9 protein-coding genes and 4 pseudogenes are annotated in these 16,366 nt (G+C 60.3%); 7 read left to right on the top strand and 6 right to left on the bottom strand.

All coding sequences use genetic code 11. From position 1 onward, the window contains the following. The first annotated feature begins 15 nt into the window (after positions 1 to 15). From ACK59L_RS15155 to ACK59L_RS15135, 5 genes are read left to right on the top strand one after another with little or no spacing between them, the layout of a single operon-like run. Entirely contained in the window at positions 16 to 1,845 is a 1,830-nt protein-coding gene (locus ACK59L_RS15155; protein WP_409274504.1) for an extracellular solute-binding protein, read from the top strand. Then, entirely contained in the window at positions 1,842 to 3,677 is a 1,836-nt protein-coding gene (locus tag ACK59L_RS15150; RefSeq protein WP_058605099.1) for an extracellular solute-binding protein, read from the top strand. Before ACK59L_RS15155 ends, ACK59L_RS15150 begins: the two co-directional genes overlap by 4 nt. 1 nt (position 3,678) lies before the next feature. Beyond that, the gene (locus ACK59L_RS15145; protein WP_023534831.1) at positions 3,679 to 4,752 is read left to right on the top strand and encodes a microcin C ABC transporter permease YejB; all 1,074 of its coding nucleotides are present in this window, start codon (positions 3,679 to 3,681) and stop codon (positions 4,750 to 4,752) included. Position 4,753: 1 nt separating this feature from the next. Beyond that, the gene (locus ACK59L_RS15140; RefSeq protein WP_409274501.1) at positions 4,754 to 5,773 is read left to right on the top strand and encodes an ABC transporter permease; all 1,020 of its coding nucleotides are present in this window, start codon (positions 4,754 to 4,756) and stop codon (positions 5,771 to 5,773) included. A 1-nt stretch (position 5,774) separates the two neighbouring features. Continuing rightward, positions 5,775 to 7,382, top strand: a complete 1,608-nt coding sequence (locus ACK59L_RS15135) for an ABC transporter ATP-binding protein (RefSeq protein WP_409274499.1) — start codon at positions 5,775 to 5,777, stop codon at positions 7,380 to 7,382. Positions 7,383 to 7,452: 70 nt separating this feature from the next. On the opposite strand, the gene ACK59L_RS15130 is transcribed toward ACK59L_RS15135, so the two are convergent. Further along, positions 7,453 to 7,884, bottom strand: a complete 432-nt coding sequence (locus ACK59L_RS15130) for a hypothetical protein (protein ID WP_409274497.1) — start codon at positions 7,882 to 7,884, stop codon at positions 7,453 to 7,455. Between the two features lie 87 nt (positions 7,885 to 7,971). Between ACK59L_RS15130 and ACK59L_RS15125 the strand changes: the two genes are divergently transcribed. Beyond that, entirely contained in the window at positions 7,972 to 8,352 is a 381-nt protein-coding gene (locus tag ACK59L_RS15125) for a MerR family transcriptional regulator (RefSeq protein ID WP_196136418.1), read from the top strand. Here the strand turns inward: ACK59L_RS15125 and ACK59L_RS15120 are convergent. Continuing rightward, a pseudogene (locus ACK59L_RS15120) lies at positions 8,333 to 8,764 on the bottom strand (methyl-accepting chemotaxis protein); the annotation flags it as partial. The gene ACK59L_RS15125 and the pseudogene ACK59L_RS15120 sit on opposite strands and share 20 nt — an antisense overlap. A gap of 105 nt (positions 8,765 to 8,869) precedes the next feature. Beyond that, positions 8,870 to 9,445, bottom strand: a pseudogene (locus ACK59L_RS15115) (PAS domain S-box protein); the annotation flags it as partial. A gap of 400 nt (positions 9,446 to 9,845) precedes the next feature. Here ACK59L_RS15115 and ACK59L_RS15110 point away from each other — a divergent pair. Then, positions 9,846 to 12,773, top strand: a complete 2,928-nt coding sequence (locus tag ACK59L_RS15110) for an aminotransferase (protein WP_409274495.1) — start codon at positions 9,846 to 9,848, stop codon at positions 12,771 to 12,773. A 298-nt stretch (positions 12,774 to 13,071) separates the two neighbouring features. Here the strand turns inward: ACK59L_RS15110 and ACK59L_RS15105 are convergent. The 3 genes and pseudogenes from ACK59L_RS15105 to ACK59L_RS15095 form a co-directional block, all read right to left on the bottom strand. Then, positions 13,072 to 13,431 (bottom strand): annotated as a pseudogene (locus tag ACK59L_RS15105) (transposase); the annotation flags it as partial. Between the two features lie 237 nt (positions 13,432 to 13,668). Further along, complete coding sequence (locus ACK59L_RS15100; RefSeq protein ID WP_409274493.1) at positions 13,669 to 14,532, bottom strand: RHS repeat-associated core domain-containing protein; 864 nt, start codon at positions 14,530 to 14,532, stop codon at positions 13,669 to 13,671. A gap of 523 nt (positions 14,533 to 15,055) precedes the next feature. After that, positions 15,056 to 16,361, bottom strand: a pseudogene (locus ACK59L_RS15095) (IS3 family transposase); the annotation flags it as partial. Positions 16,362 to 16,366 lie beyond the last annotated feature (5 nt).

Below are 16,366 nucleotides of genomic sequence, written 5' to 3'. Positions count from 1 at the left end.
GGATCGGATGCCGACTTGATACGTCCCCTCCTTCTTACACTCAGCCTGGCCTTGAGCTTTCCCGCCGTCGCAACCGTGAGCGAAAGCCACGGTTACGCGCAGTTCGGCACGCTCAAGTACCCGGCCTCGTTCACCCATTTCGACTGGGTCAACCCGCAAGCCCCCAAAGGTGGCACCTTGCGGGCGATGGCCTTCGGTACGTTCGACACCCTCAACCCCTATACCTTCAAGGGTACGAGCCCGGTGAGCACGCCCAACTTTCAACAGTATGGGGTCAACGAACTCAATGAAACCCTCATGGTGGGCACCGGCCAGTACGACCCCTCGGGCGATGAGCCGACCTCCAGTTATGGGCTGATCGCCCGCTCGGTCGAATACAGCCAGGACCGCAGCTGGGTGGTGTTCAACCTGCGCCCGCAAGCCCGCTGGCACGATGGCAAGCCCATCACGTCGGCAGACGTGGCCTTCTCCTTCCGCACACTGCTCAAGGAAGGCCATCCGCTTTACCGGACCAACCTGCAGGAAGTGCAGCGGGTGGACATTCTCGGGCCGCTGCGTATCCGCTTCGTGTTCAAGCGTGCCGGCAACCCTCTGCTGATCCTGCGCCTTGGGGAAATGCCCGTTCTGCCCCAGCATTACTGGCGCACACGCGACTTCAAGGCCACCACCTTCGAGCCCCCGCTGGGCAGCGGGCCATACCGGGTGACCCAGGTACAGCCAGGCCGGCGCCTGGTGTTCGAGCGCGTCAAAAATTACTGGGGCAAGGATCTGGCGGTCAATCGCGGCAAGTACAACGTCGACCGTGTCGAGTACGAGTTCTACCGCGACTCGACCGTTGCCTTCGAAGCCTTCAAGGCAGGCGAGTTCGACATCTACATCGAGCATCAGGCCAAGAACTGGGCCAACGGCTACACCTTCCCCGCCGTGCGGCGCGGCGAGGTGATCAAGGCGCAGATCCCCCACCGCATCCCGACCCAGACCCAAGGCCTGTTCATGAACAGCCGTCGGGCCACCTTCAGCGATCCACGGGTGCGCCAGGCGCTGGGCCTGATGTTCGATTTCGAGTGGACCAACCGTGCGCTGTTCAGCAGCGCCTACCGCCGTTCGACCAGTTATTACCCCAACAGCGAATTCGCAGCCGCCGGCCTGCCCCAGGGCAAGGAATGGCTGTTGCTGGCCCCGTTTCGCGACCAGCTTCCGGCCAAGCTGTTCACCGAACCCTACCAGGTCAGCCGCACGGACGGGCGCGGAATCGACCGGCAGACGTTGCGCAAGGCCCTGTCCTTGCTGGCGGAGGCCGGGTGGACGCTCAAGGACCAGCGCCTGGTCGACAGCAAGGGCCAACCGCTGCGCATGGAAGTGCTGCTGGTAAACCCCAACCTGGAACGCATCCTGCAGCCGTATGTCGAAAACCTCTCCAACATCGGTGTAGACGCGCGCTTGCGAACCGTGGACCGCGCCCAGTACAAACAGCGACTGGACCAGTTCGACTTCGACATGATTCTGATGACCCTGAACCAGACCCTGAGCCCGGGCCTCGAGCAGTGGCTGTACTTCCATTCAAGCCAGGCGGGCACCAAGGGCAGCAAGAACTACGCCGGGGTTGACGACCCTGTGGTCGATCATCTGCTCGACACCTTGCTGGCGGCGCGCACCCGTGATGACCAGGTCGCAGCGGCGCGAGCGCTGGACCGCGTGCTGTCATGGCAGCACTACATGATTCCCAACTGGTACCTCGACAACCACCGCCTGGCCTACCGCAATCGGTTCGGCTTCGTCACCACGCCGCCCTATACCCTCGGGCTGAACAGCTGGTGGATCAAGACTTTGGAGAAAGCCCAATGACGCCCACGCATTCCTTGCGCCGGCTGGCCGGCAGCCTGTTGCTGGCCTGCCTGAGCCTTCCCGCGCTGGCAGCGCCGCAGCACGCACTCACCCTGTACGACGAGCCGCCCAAATACCCAGCGGATTTCAAGCACTTCGATTACGTAAACCCGGACGCTCCCAAGGGTGGCACCTTCCGCCAGTCCAGCTTTGGTGGGTTCGACAGCCTCAACCCCTTCATCAACAAGGGGGTATCGGCCGAAAACATCAGCATCATCTACGACACTTTGATGCGCCAGAGCCTGGACGAGCCTTTCACCGAATATGGCCTGGTCGCTCGACAGATCGAGAAGGCGCCTGACAACAGCTGGGTGCGCTTCTACCTGCGCCCCGAGGCGCGGTTCCACGATGGCCATCCCATGCGCGCCGAAGACGTGGTGTTCACCTTCAATGCGCTGATGAAGGACGGTGCCCCCCTGTACCGTCAGTACTACGCGGACGTGGCCGAGGTGGTCGCCGAAGACCCGCTCAAGGTCGTGTTCAAGTTCAAGCACAAGGGCAACCGTGAACTGCCGCTGATTCTCGGTCAGTTGCCCGTGCTGCCCAAGCATTGGTACGCGCAGCGCGACTTCAACCGCGGCAACCTGGAAATTCCGCTGGGCAGCGGGCCCTACAAGGTGGCCGAGGTCAAGGCCGGGCGCTCGGTGCGCTATGAGCGGGTCAAGGACTATTGGGCCAAGGACTTGCCCATCAACCGTGGTTTCTACAATTTCGACGCCATGACCTTCGATTCCTACCGCGACACTACGGTTGCGCTGGAGGCACTGAAGGCCGGCGCCTTCGACTATGCGCTGGAGGTCAGCGCCAAGAACTGGGCCACAGCCTACAACGTGCCAGCCGTGCGCGACGGCCGCCTGATCAAGGAGGAGCTGCCCAATGGCAACCCCACCGGCATGCAGGGCTTCATCTTCAACATCCGCCGGCCGGTCTTCCAGGATATACGCGTGCGCAAGGCGCTGAGCCTGCTGCTGGACTACGAATGGACCAACAAGCAGCTGTTCAACGGCGCCTATACGCGCACCGGCAGTTACTTCGAGAACTCCGAGATGGCGGCCCGTGGCCTGCCCGGCCCTGGCGAACTCAAAATCCTCGAACCGGTGCGCAGCCAGGTGCCTGAGCAGGTCTTCACCCAGGCCTTCCATAACCCGGTCAGCGACGGCAGCGGCATGATCCGGGAGCAGCAGCGCCAAGCCTACAAGTTGCTGCAGGAAGCGGGCTGGAAAATCGTCGACGACAAGATGGTCGACACCAACGGCCAGCCGGTCAGCATCGAGTTTCTGCTTGCCCAGACCGAGTTCGAGCGCGTTTTGCTGCCCTTCAAGCGCAACCTCGCGGACCTGGGTATCGAGCTCAACATCCGCCGGGTCGATGTGTCCCAGTACATCACCCGCCTGCGCTCGCGCGATTACGACATGATTGTCGGCGGCTACCCCCAGTCCAATTCCCCTGGCAACGAGCAACGGGAATTCTGGTCCAGCGCGGCCGCCGACAACCCCGGCAGCCGCAATTTCATCGGCCTGCGTGACCCTGCCATCGACCAACTGGTCGATGGCCTGATCAACGCCGAGTCGCGTCAGAGCCTGATCGACCACTGCCGCGCCCTGGACCGGGTGTTGCTGTGGGGCTACTACGTGATTCCAAACTGGCACATCAAGACCTGGCGCGTGGCCTATTGGAACCACATCGGTCACCCCAAGGTTTCGCCCAAGTACGACATCGGCATCGACACCTGGTGGATCAAGCCCGGCACATCGCCCAAGGCAAGCCAGGCCACTGCCGGCGAGGCCAACTGACATGCTGGCCTATATCCTGCGGCGACTGCTGCTGATCATCCCCACATTGTTCGGCATCCTGATCATCAACTTCATCATCGTCCAGGCCGCTCCTGGCGGGCCAGTGGAGCAGATGATCGCCAAGCTCGAAGGGTTCGAAGGCGCCACCAGCCGAATCGCAGGTGGGGGCGCCGAGGTGTCGGTGGCCGGCTCCAACTACCGGGGTGCCCAAGGCCTGGACCCTGCGCTGGTGGCGGAGATCGAGCGCATGTACGGCTTCGACAAATCGCCGCCCGAACGCCTGTGGATCATGATCAAGAACTATGCCCGGCTGGATTTTGGCGACAGCTTCTTCCGTGACGCCAAGGTCATCGACCTGATCCTGGAGAAGATGCCGGTATCGATCTCGCTGGGACTGTGGAGCACGTTGATCATGTACCTGATCTCGATCCCCCTGGGGATCGCCAAGGCGGTCAGACACGGCAGTCACTTCGATGTGTGGACCAGCTCGGCGATCATCGTGGGCTATGCCATCCCGGCGTTCCTGTTCGCGATCCTGCTGATCGTCCTGTTTGCCGGCGGCAGCTACTTCGACTGGTTCCCACTGCGCGGCCTGACCTCCAACAACTTCGATGAGCTGAGCACCACGGGCAAGGTCCTCGATTATTTCTGGCACTTGGTGTTGCCGATCACGGCCCTGGTGATTGGCAACTTCGCCACCATGACGCTGCTGACCAAGAACAGCTTTCTCGACGAGATCAACAAACAGTACGTGGTCACCGCCAAGGCCAAGGGCCTGAGCCGGTCACGGGTGCTGTACGGCCACGTGTTCCGTAATGCCATGTTGTTGGTGATCGCAGGCTTTCCCTCGGCGTTCATCGGCATCTTCTTCACAGGCTCGCTGCTGATCGAGGTGATCTTCAGCCTCGACGGGCTGGGCCTGATGAGTTTCGAAGCGGCCATCAACCGCGATTACCCGGTGGTCTTCGGCACCCTGTTCATCTTCACCCTCCTGGGGCTGGTGGTGAAACTGATCGGCGACCTGACCTACACCTTGGTCGATCCACGCATCGACTTTGCCAGCCGGGAGCACTGACATGGCCTTGTCCCCCCTGAACCGTCGTCGCTTCGAGCGTTTCAAGGCCAACCGCCGTGGCTGGTGGTCGCTGTGGCTGTTCCTGGTCCTGTTCGGGCTGAGCCTGGGCGCCGAGCTCATCGCCAACGACAAGCCCATTGCCGTGCAGTACGACGGCCAGTGGTACTTCCCTGCCTTCAAGCGTTACCCGGAAACCACGTTTGGCGGTGAGTTCCCGCTGGAAGCCAACTACAAGAGCCCCTACGTGCGTGACCTGCTGGCCAAGAAGGACAGCTTCGTACTGTGGGCACCCATACCGTTCAGCTACCAGAGCATCAACTACGACCTGCGCGTGCCCGCCCCCGCTCCACCCTCAGCTGACAACTGGCTGGGCACCGATGATCAAGGGCGCGACGTGTTGGCACGGGTGATCTATGGGTTCCGCATTTCGGTACTGTTCGCCCTTACCCTGACCGTGCTCAGCTCCATCATCGGCGTGATCGCCGGTGCCTTGCAGGGGTTCTATGGTGGCTGGGTGGACCTGGCTGGGCAACGCTTCCTGGAAATCTGGTCCGGCTTGCCAGTGCTCTACCTGCTGATCATCCTAGCCAGCTTCGTGCAGCCCAATTTCTGGTGGTTGTTGGGCATCATGCTGCTGTTTTCCTGGATGAGCCTGGTGGACGTGGTCCGCGCCGAATTCCTGCGCGGACGCAACCTGGAGTACGTTCGCGCCGCGCGCGCACTGGGCATGCGCAACGGGGCGATCATGTACCGGCATATCCTGCCCAATGCCATGATCTCGACCATGACGTTCATGCCGTTCATTCTCACCGGCGCGATCGGCACGCTGACCGCATTGGACTTTCTCGGCTTCGGCCTGCCTCCGGGCGCTCCGTCGCTTGGCGAATTGGTTGCGCAGGGCAAGTCCAACCTGCAGGCGCCGTGGCTGGGCATCAGCGCATTTGCCGTGCTGGCCGTGATGCTGAGCCTGCTGGTATTTATCGGCGAGTCCGCCCGCGACGCCTTCGACCCGAGGAAGTGACATGAGCGAAGAAAACCTGATCGAAGTGCGCGACCTTGCCGTCGAGTTCGTGAACGGCGAGCACACCAACCGGGTGGTCGACGGTATCAGCTTCGACATCCGCAAAGGTGAAACGCTGGCGCTGGTCGGAGAAAGCGGTTCGGGCAAGTCGGTGACTGCCCACTCGATCCTGCGCTTGCTGCCCTACCCCCTGGCGCGTCATCCCGGTGGCACGATCCGCTACCAAGACAAGGATTTGCTGCAGCAGAACGAAAAGAGCATGCAGCGCATTCGTGGCGACCGTATCGCGATGATCTTCCAGGAGCCGATGACCTCGCTCAACCCGCTGCACTGCATCGAAAAACAGATCAACGAAATTCTGCTCATCCACAAGGGGCTGACCGGCAAGCAGGCCACCGCTCGCACCCTTGAGTTACTGGAGATGGTCGGCATCCCAGAGCCGCGCAAGCGCCTCAAGGCCCTACCCCATGAACTCTCGGGCGGGCAACGTCAACGTGTGATGATCGCCATGGCGTTGGCCAACGAGCCAGAATTGTTGATTGCAGACGAACCGACCACCGCGCTGGACGTGACCGTGCAACTCAAGGTGCTTGACCTGCTCAAGGCGCTGCAGGCGCGCCTGGGCATGGCCTTGTTGTTGATCAGCCATGACCTGAACCTGGTACGGCGAATCGCGCACCGGGTGTGCGTGATGCAGCAGGGGCAGATCGTCGAACAAGCCGACTGCGCCACGCTGTTCGATGCCCCACAGCACCCGTATACACAGATGCTGATCAACGCCGAGCCCAGCGGTTTGCCGGCGCACAACACCCCCGGCTCGCCACTGCTGGCAGTGGATGACCTGAGGGTGTGGTTTGCGATCAAGAAAGGCTTGCTGCGCCGCACCGTCGACCACGTCAAAGCCGTGGACGGTATCAATTTCAGCCTGCCCCAGGGGCAGACCCTGGGCATCGTGGGCGAGTCGGGCTCAGGCAAGTCGACCCTGGGCCTGGCGATTCTGCGCTTGATCGGGAGCCAAGGTGGCATCCGCTTCCACGGGAAAGAACTGCAAGGGCTGAACCAGCAAGCCGTACGCCCCCTGCGGCGGGAAATGCAGGTGGTATTCCAGGACCCGTTCGGCAGCCTCAGCCCCCGCATGAGCGTGGCCGAGATCGTGGGTGAAGGCCTGCGCATCCACCGTATCGGGACCGCCCAGGAACAGGAAGCCGCCATCATCGCAGCGCTGCAGGAGGTCGGACTGGACCCGCAGACGCGCCATCGCTACCCCCATGAGTTCTCAGGCGGCCAGCGCCAGCGCATCGCGATCGCCAGGGCCCTGGTGCTCAAGCCGGCGCTGATCCTGCTGGACGAGCCCACCTCCGCGCTGGACCGGACGGTACAGCGCCAGGTGGTTGAGCTGCTGCGCAACCTGCAACAGAAATACAACCTCACCTACCTGTTCATCAGTCACGACCTGGCAGTGGTCAAGGCTTTGAGCCATCAGCTGATGGTGATCAAGCAAGGCCATGTGGTCGAGCAAGGGGATGCTCAAACCATCTTTCAGGCCCCGCAACACCCCTACACCCAGCAACTGCTGGAGGCCGCGTTCTTGCAGCCTGAAGCCCGTTAACGCCCACGGCGCGTTAACCGTGTCCCGGCCCGGCGCGCTCTTCTACAGGGCGCGTCGGTTTGACACGCTGTCAGGCGGCGGCGGGCGTTTCACACTGCGCCTGGCAACGACCGGTGACGGGCATCAATTGCAGAATTGCCCACACCACTTCCATCACCAGGATGCCCCAGATCAGCGCTGAACCGCCGTGCACCAGCGCATAGAGCTGCCAGGTACTGAACAGCACGCGACCGGCTGCATCATAACGTCCGAACCGCACTTGAGGATGACGTATGCGCAGCCACGCCCACACGCAGACGATCGACCCCATGAGGTTGGCCATCAACATGTGCATCGGCTCGAACACCGGCAGTTCACCCGAAAGCCCCAGGGAGACGTGCATGTCACCCAGCCAGCCGTGCAACCAGACGAATGTCCATGGGGTCGCGAAACCGATGGTCATCAGCAAATCGTAATAACCACTGGTACGCACCAGCTTGCGGTATTGGGCCTTGCTCCACATCGTCGAACACCTTCCTCAAGTAAAGAAGGCCCTAAGCTAAAGCCTGGAGTATGCTCCAGGGTCAAGCACCCCAAGAAGGAGATTGCTGTGCGAATTGGTCGACTTGCCGCCTGCTGCGAAGTCAGCCGCGATACCCTGCGGTTCTATGAGGCCCGGGGCTTGATCAAGGCCCAGCGCTCGGCCAACGGTTATCGGGACTATGCCGATGACACCGTACAACTGGTCGCCTTCATCCGTACGGCGCAGCAGCTTGGGTTCAGCCTCAGCGAAATTGGCAGCAATGTGCAGCAGTTGTGGAGCGCTACCGAGCCGGCACAAGCCGTTGAAGCATTGTTGCGCGATAAACTGGCGCTCATCGAGCAGCGCATGGCCGACCTGCAGGGGCTGCGTGCGGCCTTGCTGCACCGCCTGGAGCTGGCCTGCCCCCTGCGCCCAGACCTGCAGGACGCTAACGCAGGTCCTTGCTGACCCGCTCGACAGCGCCGACCACGCGCTTGGCGCCTTCCTGGATACTGCTGATGACATGCCCTGCATGGTCAGCCAGCTGCAGGCCGTTGGCCGCTTCGGCACGGCTGCTTTGCACTTCGCCCACGGCCTGGTTCACCAACGCTTGGTTACGTGCCACCACCGCATCGATTTCCGCCGTGGCCGCGCTGGTACGTCCGGCCAGTTTGCGCACCTCGTCTGCCACCACGGCGAAGCCACGCCCCTGATCACCCGCCCGCGCCGCCTCGATGGCTGCGTTGAGCGCCAACAAGTTGGTTTGCGATGCAATGGCACCAATGGTCTGGACGATGGCACTGATCACCGTCGATTGCTGGCCGAGCGCGCTGATGGTGTCACCGGCCGACTGCAGTTGACGCGCGACCCCCTGCATGGACTGCCCCACTTCCTGCATGACCACGACCCCTTCGCTGGCGCTGCCATCGGTTTGCAGCGACACCTCCAGCGCCACCTGCGCCGCTTGCTTGACGGCTTCTTCACGCTGCACCTGGTCCGTCACCAGGGAAGCGAACTTGACCACCCTTACCAGCTTGCCGCTGGCATCGCTGACCGGGTTGTAGCTGGCCTCGAGCCAGACCTCATGCCCGTGGCGGTCCAGGCGTTTGAAACGCCCGGTCACGTAGCGACCTGCGTTGAGGGTGCGCCAAAAGTTGCTGTATGCCTCGCCCTTGACCTCATCAGGGCTGCAGAACATGCGGTGATGCTGCCCCACCACTTCGTCCAGGCGGTAACCCAACGCCGTCAGGAAGTTGGGGTTGGCGGCCAGCACCTTGCCCTCAAGGTCGAACTGGATGATGGCGCTGGAGCGTAACAGGGCCTCCAGCAGCGCCTGGCTTTCTTGCGCAGGAGCCGCCAGCCAGTTCCCGAGTGGCTGCCCTACCACCGCTTCGGGCGAAACGCCCAAGGCAGTGGCGAACGCCGGGCTGCATTCGAGAGCGCGACGTTGTGCATCAAGGCGCAAGAATGCGCCGTTTTCCAAAACGTCCAGGCGCTGGCGAAGCGTAGCCAGTTCGGTTTCGCGGGCGGCCAAGGTAGCTTTGAGTTGCCGATTGAACATGGGGTCACCTGAGGGTGGGGTGCATCAGCACCAGCGTACTGTCACTGCTTACGGGTGACAGATCAGTCAATACTTGTACAGGCCCAAAGCGCGGTCCAAAGGGGTGCCTGGGGTCTGTCCATCACGTCCCTGATGCCGTTTCGACTCGAAGATACGGCGGTCGTTCCTATAGACAGGCTTAATAAATGTGATTGAACGGGACGAAGGCGCGGCGAAGGACGCCATCATCCAGATATCACTTTTTCTGTACAAGAAATCACCTGTGTACAAGTTCAATACAAGGGCCTTTGCTCCGCGCTGGCGCGTGGACGGTTTTCAGAAAAACTGAAGACAATCGTCTTTCTTCATCGCCAAGAACGCGCATAAATAACGTCAGTCTCCTTATGACCCGGTACGACCTATGCCTACACGTCTTCATGATGCCGCCACCGTCCTTCGCCAGATCACAGAACGTGTGAGCCTGCCAGCGCCCTGCCTAGCACTCTCGCAGGCACGTGAACTGCTCTCGGAGCACTACGGCCTCTGTGGTGAACTGCAGCCGCTTGGCAGTCAACAGGATCTGAATGTGCTTATGGATACTGGCCAGGGCAAGTTCGTGCTCAAGGCGTGCCACGCCAGCTATGCCGAGCCCGAGCTGCACGCTCAGCATGCTGCGCTAGGTGTGCTGCGTGACCAGGGCTTGCCAGTGCCTTCGGTGGTTGCCGCAAAGAATGGCAACACCCTGCTGACACTGGATATCGATGGGCAGGCGCTAAGGGTCCGGGTCTTGGAGTACTTGCAAGGACAGCCCTTGACCCGATGCGGGTGGCTTCCAGCCCCTGTGATCCAGGCGATGGGCACGCTCTGCGCGCGGGTCGACAGGGCCCTTGCAGATTTCGACCACGAAGGTCTGGCACGCACGCTGCAGTGGGATCCCAGGCACGCCCCGGCATTGATTGACCGCCTGCTGCCACAGGTGGAAGACCCCAGGCTACGCGGGCGACTGAGCGAGGCAGCACGAGCCGCTGCCATCCGCCTTTCCCCGCTGATGAAGCAGTTGCCCATCCAGGCCGTGCACTTGGACATCACCGATGACAACACCGTCTGGGCTCAAGATGCGCAGCGCCAGTGGCAACTGCAGGGGCTCATCGATTTCGGCGACCTGGTTCGCACCTGGCGCGTTGCCGATCTGTCGGTGACCTGCGCAGCGCTGCTGCATCATGCCGAAGGCGACCCCTTCAGGGTGCTCGCCGCCGTCAGTGCCTATCAGGCGGTCAATCCGCTGACCGAGGCAGAACTACGCGCGTTGTGGCCCTTGGTGCTCAACCGTGCAATCGTGCTGGTGCTCAGCAGCGCTCAACAGCAGGCCATCGACCCCGGTAACCAGTACATTCGCGATAACGCCGCCCATGAATGGCAGATTTTCGAGACTGCGCAGGCCGCACCGCTGGCACTGATGGAAGTCGCCATTTTACAGGCAGCTGGTTTGGCGCCTTCGGCCCCCTGCTTCGTTGATAGCGCACCGCTGCTACCTACCGTGGCTGGCCACCCGGTCGCCCGCCTCGATTTGGGGGTGCTGAGCGTGCACTGCGATGCCGGCAACTGGGAGGTGCCAGGGTTCGACCAGCGCCTGCTGGCAGCCCAGTCAGCGCCAGCGTGCACGTTGCATGGGCAGTATCGCTTGTCCCAGACACACATTGATCGGAGCGAAGAACCGGCAACCTGCGCATTGGGGGTGGAGCTGAAACTGGAACCTGGCACGGCCGTGCAGGCGCCGGAGGACGGCACGTGGCGGTCTGTCGATGAACAGAGCGGGTATTTGCGCAGCTCCTCATGGGACCTGTGGCTCAATGGTTTGGCACAGGCTCCCGCCAATGGGCAATGGTTGCGAAAGGGCGATCCCTTGGGCAACAGCGGCGAGAGGCTCAGCGTCCAGCTATGCCTGGACAGCAGCCTCGAACCGCCGTTCTTCGCCGCGCCCTCCCGCGCGCCAGCATGGCTGGCCCTGTGCCCTTCCCCTGCGGGCTTACTGGGTTTGGACTGCAACGCAGACGCCCTGCCAGACCCTCACGCGTTACTGGCTCGACGCGAGGCCAGTTTTGCCCGGTCGCAGAAGCATTATTACCTAGACCCACCCCAGATCGAGCGCGGCTGGCGCAACTACCTGATCGATCTGCAAGGTCGCTCTTACCTGGACATGCTCAACAACGTGGCCGTACTCGGGCATGGTCATCCGCGCATGGCGGCCGAGTCGGCACGGCAATGGTCGCTGCTCAACACCAATTCGCGCTTTCACTACGCCGCCATCACCGAATTTTCCGAACGCCTGCTGGCCCTGGCGCCCGACGGATTCGACCGCGTGTTCATGGTCAACAGCGGTACCGAAGCCAATGACCTGGCGATCCGCCTGGCATGGGCCTACAGCGGTGGACGCGACATGCTCAGCGTACTGGAGGCCTACCATGGCTGGTCGGTGGCGACCGATGCGATCTCCACGTCCATTGCCGACAACCCGCAGGCCCTGGAAACCCGCCCCGCCTGGGTGCACCCGGTCGAAGCCCCCAACACGTTCCGCGGCCGTTTCCGCGGCCCGGACAGCGCCGCTGACTACCTGCGCGACGTCGATAACCGGCTGGCCGAACTCGATGCGAGCGGGCGCAAGCTGGCTGGGATCATCTGCGAACCTGTGTATGGCAATGCCGGCGGCATTGCCTTGCCGCCGGGCTACCTGCAAGCGGCCTATGCCAAGGTGCGCGCACGCGGCGGGGTATGCATCGCCGACGAAGTGCAGGTGGGCTATGGCCGTCTAGGGGAATATTTCTGGGGTTTCGAGGAGCAAGGCGCGGTGCCGGATATCATCACCATGGCCAAGGGCATGGGCAATGGCCAGCCGCTGGGGGTGGTGATCACCCGTCGCGAAATCGCCGAGGCGCTGGAGGCTGAGGGTTACTTCTTTTCCTCTGCCGGCGGTAGCCCGGTCAGTTGCCGCATTGGCATGGCGGTACTGGATGTGTTGCAGCAGGAGGGCCTGTGGGACAACGCCCGCGAGACGGGGCGCTATTTCAAGGCCCGGCTTCAAGCGCTGGTCGACAAGCACCCCTTGGCGGGTGCGGCGCATGGTTCGGGTTTTTATCTGGGGCTGGAACTGGTGCGCGACCGGGATACGCTGGAACCTGCGACCGAGGAAACCATGGTGCTGTGTCACCGTCTGCGCGAGTTGGGGATTTTCATGCAGCCGACGGGCGATTACCTGAACATCCTGAAGATCAAACCGCCCATGTGCACCACGCGGGCGAGTGTGGACTATTTTGTGGACTGTATTGATCGGGTGCTTTCGCAGGGAGTGTGAGGCGATAGCCTGTTAATCCGGAGCGTTTGAGCCGTGGACGTGAGCCTGCGGCAACGCGGGCAAACTCTGAACTCTGCTCGTACGCCATGTATCAACTCCTGACCATACATAGTCAACTTTCTGCTGTTGCTGTTGCTGTTGCTGTTGCTGTTGCTGTTGATCTTGATCTTGATCTTGATCTTCGCGACTTCAGAAGACCGGAGTGAGGGAACCCCGAAGCGCAGCGTAGGGGCCGTATGAATGGAGCGCAGCGTTTTTTGGTTACTTTTTGTCGCGTTTGACAAAAAGTGACTCGCCGAATCGCAAATTGATTCATCGCGCTCTTCCAATCATGCGCCGCTGAACCCCAGTTCGCCGTGATATTTCGTAGTCCAAGCCAGATCAGCTTGGTCGCCGCATCGTCGGTCGGGAAGTAACCACGGGTCTTGATGATCTTGCGTAGCTGAGAGTTGTTGCTCTCGATAGCGTTGGTCGTGTAAATCACTTTCCGGATGGCTGGCGGGAAGACGAAGAAGGGAATCACTCGATCCCAGGCCCGTCTCCAGGCAGCCACCACTGTTGGATACTGCTTGCCCCAAGGGCCGTTTTCAAAATCGTCCAGCGCCTGCTCAGCCGCCTCGGCGTTGATGGCCTGGTAGATCGGTTTCAGCGCCTTGGCGGTGCGATGGCTCAGATGAATAACGATAGGGGGTATAAGCAAACGCACCTGACCGTGGTATTTCATCCAATGTATCAAGTTAGTTTCTCGAGACAGGCTTCATGATAATTTACCTCTTGCTATTTTCATGCAATTTCGAGTTGAGCGCCAGCCAGGAAAACAGACGTTCCGAGGTGGCCCCGCGCAGCCCCCCTTATATGGCGACGACTTGCAGCAACGCTGCCCACATAAGCAACATCACTCACGCTCCCACCGCCCCCTCCGTTTATCCGAGCCCCTACGAACAAGCGGATACTGAATGAAATCTCTGACCAACACCTTATCGAACCCACTCTCACGAATTACTCTAAAACCATCCCCATCATCATAGTCGAGATCAACCCCCCTTCTTAACTGATCGTTTTTTGCATAAACTCCATACACATACCCAACCCCCTGATCACGATACTCGGCATACCGGGCATACCACTTGGCAGCTGCAATATCTGGCGAGTAATGAAAACCCGGCCCCATCGCGCTGTCATCATTGGGATTAATGACAAGACCCGCCTCCAGTGAAGCCTTATGGAATTCGGTACTTCCATGAAACCCGATCAAGTCATACCCCGCTGTGTCAGACCGCCCCATTGTCACCTGCAATTTTATTTCAGATATATCTCGGACCGCTTGAAACACCTTCCCAAGGCCGTTTTTTGGGCCAAATGCCTGCACTGGAGCTACCGCTACCGAGGTGACATTTGCGTGTATTGAGTGAAAAATATTAGCACCTGCTTTCGAAGGCTTAGGCTGGCCAAAGATGCTAGATATTGTTGAACGAGAATTAGAAAGAAATCTTCCTATTCTGGAGTTACCGCTTGGGTCCCGATAATTTATCGGATCCTGAATGCAGTAACCATAGCAATTCAAATCACCGGCTCCGAACGGACTTACATCATCTGGCGAACTGAACCGCATCAAGGCAGGGATGAATAGCCGATAGCCGATACCCAGTAAGTAGCTCCCAGAAACTGAATCTAATCGCTCACCGTTGAAACCCAGCGGACTCAATGAGCCGGGGCAATAACCGTAAGGCGAATAAGTAAATAATCCTGACGACGCCACGGCACTCTCCTCATCCAATGGATAGGTAATTGATCGTGCCGAAGCGTCTTCGGTAGAAATACTCCGATTTCACCTCAGCATCGCCCTGTTGCCAAGGCGGCTGCCCTTACGACCTGTTTTTCTCTGAGACTACCCCTTCCAGCGCTGACGGTAATCAGGGCAAGTCGAGCGACCGCCCTCTGTCACGGCCCTCACCTAACTCCGAATCCTTGAAGCACTTGGACCGATGGGGTACTGTATGAAGTCTCTTACCAATACGTTACCAAACCCTCTTTGACGAACCACTTGAAAAGCGCCATCAAAGTATTCATCAACCTGCCTTTTAAATTGTGAGCTTTCCCATACACCCCATACAACTAGCCCTTGTCATCCAAGGCCTATTTATCCATTAGCAACACATTACCTCAACTGGCAAAAATGATAGGGGTCGCGCTGAGGCGGCCGGCATTGATGGCAGGGTGTGCACTACAGGGTTTTTGAGATGGGGCGGATCTCGAGCGCCGCCCGCGCGGCGCTTCGGGACTATGGCGCTCCAATTGCGGGTGCCACCCGACCATCGTTCGGGTCGCCTGTCTCTGGCTTGACGATAAATCGCATCACGCCGAGCCAGGATTTCCCGGTTTTTTCCCTCGTGGCGTTGAGCCGGTGTCACGAAGCGGATTTGGCTAGGACGATGTGCCGTGTTGTACCAGGTCAAAAAGTCTCTCACCCAGAAACGCACATCCTCCAAGCTGGCAAACCCGCTCTGTGGCCACTGTGGGCAGTATGTCAGCGTTCTGAACAGTGACTCAGAGTAGGGATTGTCGTTGCTGACGCGTGGTCGGCCACGAGAGGGCGTGATGCCCAGGTCATACATTTTGGTCAGCAGCGTCGTAGACTTCATCGGCACGCCTTTGTCCGAGTGAAGTACCAGCGGCTGCCGCCAGCACTTTTCTTACGCTCCGTTGCAGTAACGCATCTGCGTTTTCGCCATTTTCTGCCTCGTAAACTTCCCAGCCCACTGCCTTGCGGCTGTAGATGATCCTCGATCAGGTAGAGGTAGTAAAACTTCCCGCGAACCGGCGAAGGCAGGTAGGTGATGTCCCACGGCCACGCCTGATTAGTTGCTGTCGCCGCCTAGGTGATGGGTACCTCATGACGATGCGGTCTCTTGGCTCGCGAGCGATGATGCTGTTGGCCTGCAGCATGCAGCACACGGTAAAAGGTCGCTTCTGAGGCCAGGTATTGGCCCTCGTCAGCCAGTTACGGCACGATCTGGCTCGGCGGCAGATGTGCGTACGCCTTGCTGTTACAGAGCGCTACGATAGCTTGACGCTCAAACTCACTGAGTGCGTTGCTAGGTGCAGGCCTTACGGTTGTGGTACGACCATCAGCACGCATCTCATCAGGCGAGCTCCAGCGTTGTAGCGTTCGTAGCGAAATGCCGACCTCCAGACAAGCCGGTGCCCCGCGGGCACCCGCCGCAATAACTTCATTAAGCCAACCAACGAGTAAATGCCGTCCTGGCAACAAGGTCAGTTGCCCTCGTCGTCGCTGCCCCAGTAGGCATTGAGCTTTATTCGCAGCACCAGCAAGGCCGCGGCTTCAGCCAACGCTGCATCCTTGCGATGCAGTTCCCGTTCCAGCTCACGGATACGATTTTTGTCCTCTCGAGACTGACCCGCACGCACATTTTTAGCTGTCGACTACCTCGTGCTGCTGGCGATAAACGCATTACGCCAGTCGGTTATCTGCTCAGGGAAAATGCCTTGGCGCCGGCAATACTCACCAATCTCCAGCTCCGAAAGCGCTGCAATTTCCATGATGACCGCCATCTTGGCTTCGGCTGACTAAC

This window comes from Pseudomonas sp. KCJK9111, assembly GCF_046231935.1.
In the GTDB taxonomy this organism is placed as follows: Bacteria; Pseudomonadota; Gammaproteobacteria; order Pseudomonadales; family Pseudomonadaceae; genus Aquipseudomonas; species Aquipseudomonas parafulva_B.
The sequence above is the reverse complement of the archived record's forward strand: the minus strand, read 5'-3'. Positions and strand labels throughout refer to the sequence as shown.

Excerpts from the sequence above, each read along its gene's own strand:
- ACK59L_RS15150 (WP_058605099.1), top strand. The coding sequence starts at position 1,842 with ATGACGCCCACGCATTCCTTGCGCCGGCTGGCCGGCAGCCTGTTGCTG.
- ACK59L_RS15145 (WP_023534831.1), top strand. The coding sequence starts at position 3,679 with ATGCTGGCCTATATCCTGCGGCGACTGCTGCTGATCATCCCCACATTG.
- ACK59L_RS15140 (WP_409274501.1), top strand. The coding sequence starts at position 4,754 with ATGGCCTTGTCCCCCCTGAACCGTCGTCGCTTCGAGCGTTTCAAGGCC.
- ACK59L_RS15135 (WP_409274499.1), top strand. The coding sequence starts at position 5,775 with ATGAGCGAAGAAAACCTGATCGAAGTGCGCGACCTTGCCGTCGAGTTC.
- ACK59L_RS15130 (WP_409274497.1), bottom strand. The coding sequence starts at position 7,884 with ATGTGGAGCAAGGCCCAATACCGCAAGCTGGTGCGTACCAGTGGTTAT.
- ACK59L_RS15110 (WP_409274495.1), top strand. The coding sequence starts at position 9,846 with ATGCCTACACGTCTTCATGATGCCGCCACCGTCCTTCGCCAGATCACA.